The organism is Mesorhizobium sp. M1A.F.Ca.IN.020.06.1.1 (assembly GCF_004023265.1).
Taxonomy (GTDB): Bacteria; Pseudomonadota; Alphaproteobacteria; order Rhizobiales; family Rhizobiaceae; genus Mesorhizobium.
On the sequence record NZ_RZSR01000582.1, the window covers coordinates 1 to 3,857 of the forward strand.

At 63.8% G+C, this 3,857-nt stretch carries 5 protein-coding genes; 1 reads left to right on the forward strand and 4 read right to left on the reverse strand.

Annotated elements, in window-relative coordinates:
* Positions 1-377: citrate/2-methylcitrate synthase (locus EOA60_RS22745; protein ID WP_281060764.1), on the forward strand; the 377-nt coding region annotated here is incomplete at its 5' end.
* A gap of 111 nt (positions 378-488) precedes the next feature.
* Here EOA60_RS22745 and EOA60_RS22750 read toward each other — a convergent pair.
* The 4 genes from EOA60_RS22750 to EOA60_RS22765 all read right to left on the reverse strand — a co-directional run.
* Positions 489-956, reverse strand: a complete 468-nt coding sequence (locus tag EOA60_RS22750) for an NUDIX hydrolase (protein WP_095800551.1) — start codon at positions 954-956, stop codon at positions 489-491.
* Between the two features lie 144 nt (positions 957-1,100).
* On the reverse strand, positions 1,101-1,406 hold the full coding sequence (locus tag EOA60_RS22755; RefSeq protein WP_095823489.1) for a hypothetical protein: 306 nt from the start codon (positions 1,404-1,406) through the stop codon (positions 1,101-1,103).
* Between the two features lie 125 nt (positions 1,407-1,531).
* Positions 1,532-2,224: a response regulator transcription factor gene (locus EOA60_RS22760; RefSeq protein WP_067318833.1), complete on the reverse strand. Its 693-nt coding sequence runs from the start codon at positions 2,222-2,224 to the stop codon at positions 1,532-1,534.
* Positions 2,221-3,857: DUF4118 domain-containing protein (locus EOA60_RS22765; RefSeq protein WP_164899473.1), on the reverse strand; the 1,637-nt coding region annotated here is incomplete at its 5' end. The genes EOA60_RS22760 and EOA60_RS22765, both read right to left, overlap by 4 nt.

Here is a 3,857-nt window from a genome sequence, read left to right on the forward strand (position 1 = left end):
GCCTCGGGCATCGCTTCCACCCGATCGATCCGCGGGCGCCACGCCTCATCGAACTGACGCGCGACTTCGCCGGTCGCGGCGTCGTCAGCGGGCGCTTTGCCGACATTGCCGAGGCGATCGAGGCGGAGGTGGCGACACGCAAGGGCAAGACGATCCCGCTCAACATCGATGGCGCCACGGCCGTCATCTATGGCGAGCTTGGCTTCCCGCCGCCACTGACGCGCGGCCTCTTCGTGCTGTCGCGCTCGGTAGGCATACTGGCGCATGCCTGGGAGCAATCACAGGAGAGCGACCGCAACAAGGGACCTCTGCCCAAAGAATGGCTGTGGGCTTATAGCGGCACCCCGGCACGGCCGTTTCCTGGCGACTCCGATTAGAGCGTTTCACCGTTCCACGGAAAACGGCGAACCATTCCATCCATTTTGTTGTGACGGAATTCCTGACGGATGCCGTGTCACACTTTCGTGGAATTGCGCCAGGCCATCGTCTTACGCCGGATCGGTCACCAAGGCCGTCAAATCCCTCAGCAGCGTGGAAAGCTCGGGCTCGTCGATCAGCAGGGCCGCATCGGCCGCCGGCAGCCAAGCCCGCTGACGGTTCACGGCCTCCCGCCAGTCGGCCATCTCCTCGCTGACCTCGAGCAGGTAGACGACCACGTCGACACGGACGAAACGGCTGGCCATGCGCTTCCAATAGGAGTAGCCGCCGGCAGGCTGCTTCAGCGCCTTGCCCAGCACGCCCGCCTCTTCCTGGGCCTCGATCGCGGCCGCCTTGCGCCCGCTCTTGCCTTTCATGGGCCAGCCCTTGGGCACAATGAAACGTTTGGTCGTGCGCGAGGTGACCAGCAAGACTTCAAGCTGGCCGTCGCCGCGTAGGCGAAAGGGGATGGCCGCCACCTGGCGGATCCGCTCTCCCTTCTTTGCCCTGCGTACTGCTTTCTTCTTGGCTGCTGCCATCCCAAAATCCGATCAAAGCGCATTCCTGCCGTACGCTATCCGCACGGCAAAAATCTCGCTCCTGCAAATCCCAAAACCGCCGCCCATGCAAGGCGGCTCGCTGCCGACAGTAAGTCGGCTAAGTAAACCCAAAAAAGAAAAATGTCAGCGGCAGACGCGCGAAATCGTGGTGCCGATCACCCGAGACTGGCAATTCTGCTTGACGATCGGCACTTCAGGGCGAGCCTTCGGAACGATCTGCCGGTCCTGCTCGCGGTAAAGCTGCTGCTGTTGCTGGAACTGTCGTCGCTGCAGCTGGTTCCGGAGCGCCTGCAGCTCGTTATGTTGGATCAGGGCGTTGCGGTCTGTGGGGATGACGACCTGCGCGGAGGCATATGAAGCCGCGCCCAAAAGGGCGGCAGTCGACAAAGCCGCGGCAATCAAAGCCGCCGATAGCCGAGGATGCGACATCGCTTCCTTCCCGCACGAAAAACAGAAACCTTGCCGTAATATAGGATGTTTGTGCGGATCTACCATGGTTCAAGCGACCGATCTCGGCACAGCCTCGATCGGTTTGATGATGCCCGCCGGTTCCTTCAATCGACCTCGCGCAAACGGTAGCCGACGCCGGTCTCGGTGATGATGTAGCGCGGCTGGTCCGGTGTCTTCTCGATCTTCTGCCTCAATTGGCGGACATAGACCCTGAGATATTGCACGTCCGTCGACTCGTTCCAGATCTGCTTCAGCAGGAACTGATGGGTCAGAACCTTGCCGGCATACTGCACGAGCATGCGCAGGATATCGTATTCCTTCGGCGACAGTTTTACTTCCTTACCCTCTACCTTGACGATGCGCTTCACCAGGTCGACCGAAAGGTCTCCGGCCTGGAACACCGGCTTCTCGCCCTGCTGCTGGAACTTGTGGCGCAGCGCCACGCGGACGCGGGCGACGAGCTCGTTCATGCCGAAGGGTTTCGTCACATAGTCGTCGGCGCCCATCTCGAGCGCCTGGACGATGCCGGCCTCGTCGGTGCGGCTCGACAGGATGACGACCGGAATGTCGAGGCCGTCGTCACGCCATTTGCCGAGCAGTTCGAGGCCCGTCATCCCCGGGAGGCCGAGATCGAGCAGGATCAGGTCGGGCCGCTGCGCCTGCATGAGCTCGATCGCTGCCTTGGCGTTCGGTGCCTCCGATACGGCATAGCCCTGGCTGCCGAGGCCGACCCGAAGCAGCCTGCGGATCGGCGGTTCGTCGTCGACGACCAGGATGCTGACGTTCTGACCGGTCATGCGGCGTCATCCGTTTTGGCCACGGCAAGGTCCGGAATTTCCTGCGGCACCGGCATGCGGATGGTGAAGATCGCGCCGGGCCGGTCGGTACGGTTCGTCGCCGAGATCCTGCCGCCCATGGCCTCGACGAAACCGCGACTGATCGACAGGCCGAGACCCGTGCCGGCGCGGACCTGGTCGCGCTTGCGCACCCGATAGAAGGTGTCGAAGATCCGTTCGAGGTCGTTGGGCGGGATGCCTGGTCCCTCGTCCATGGCCTGCAGGATGACGGAGCCGTTGTCGACCCAGCCTTGCAGGCGGATGGTCGAGCCGGGCGCGGAATACTTGGCGGCATTGTCGAGGAGGTTGAACAGCGCCTGCTCGAACAGCACCGGGTCGAGGCGCAGCATCGGCAGGTCCGGCGGAATGTCGGTGTTAATGCGGTGCTCGCCGGTGATCTTGCGAGCGCGATCGAGCGCCGAGCCGACGATATCGCCGACATAATGGAGGGCGTAGTTCGGCTCCATGGCGCCGGACTCGATCTTGGTCATGTCGAGCAGATTGGCGATGAAGCGGTTGAGCCGCTCCGATTCGTCGACCACCGTCGACAGGAGTTCCGCGCGGTCCTCTTCGGGAAGGGCGGCCGCGTATTCCCGCAGCGTGCCGGCGGCACCCATGATGTCGGCCAGCGGCGTCTTCAGGTCATGCGAGATCGAGGTAAGCAGCGCCGTGCGCAGCCGGTCCGCTTCCGCCGCCAGCCTGGCGCGGTCGACATCGGCGACAAGCTGGATGCGTTCGATGGCGACCGCCGCCTGATCGGCAAGCGCGTCGAGAAGGCGCTGCTGCTCGGGGGTCAGCAAAGGGCCCTGTTTGTCGTTGTCGAGGCCGACGACGCCGACCGCTGTCCGGCCTGTTCGCAAGGGCAGATAGAGGCGCTTGGCGCCGGGCAGCGTATCGGCGCCGCGGCCGGCGGGGCGATCATGTTCCCAGGCCCAGCGGGCCGCCGCGATGTCAGCCTCGGCGAGCGTATCGTCCGGCGGATAGCCGGCCTTGACGGTGATCGTTCCATTCTCGGGCAGAAGCAGCACCACGCGCACTTTCAGCATCGAGGCGATCTGGAAGGCGGTGGCCCACAGCACGTCGTCAAGCGTGCCGGCGCCGGCGAGCTTCTTCGAGAACGAGTAGATGTCCTGCGTGGCTCGCGCGCGTGAGCGGGCGGCGACCGCCTGGCGCTGGACGCGCGCCGTCAGATTGCTGGCGATGACTGCGACAACGAGAAAGACCGCGAAGGCAACGATGCTCTCCGGATCCCTGATCGTGAACGTATAGCGCGGCTCGAGAAAGAAATAGTTGAAGGCGAGCGCGCTCAGGAAACAAGCGTAGAGCGCCGGCCAGAGTCCGAACGTCACCGCAGAAGTCAGCACCGCCAGCAGCAGGACGCTGGCCAGATTGCGGACATCGAGGAACTGATCGAGAATCGAGCTGACGGCCACCGCGCCGGCGACATAGGCCGTCGAGAACAGATAGGGCCAGATCTGGAAGGGCTTCTGCTCGGACGCGGCCTTCACCCGTGCCGACGGCATGTCGGCATCGCGCTCCTTGCCCGAAATGACATGGACGCTGATGTCGCCGGCATTGCGGATCAGGTCATAGG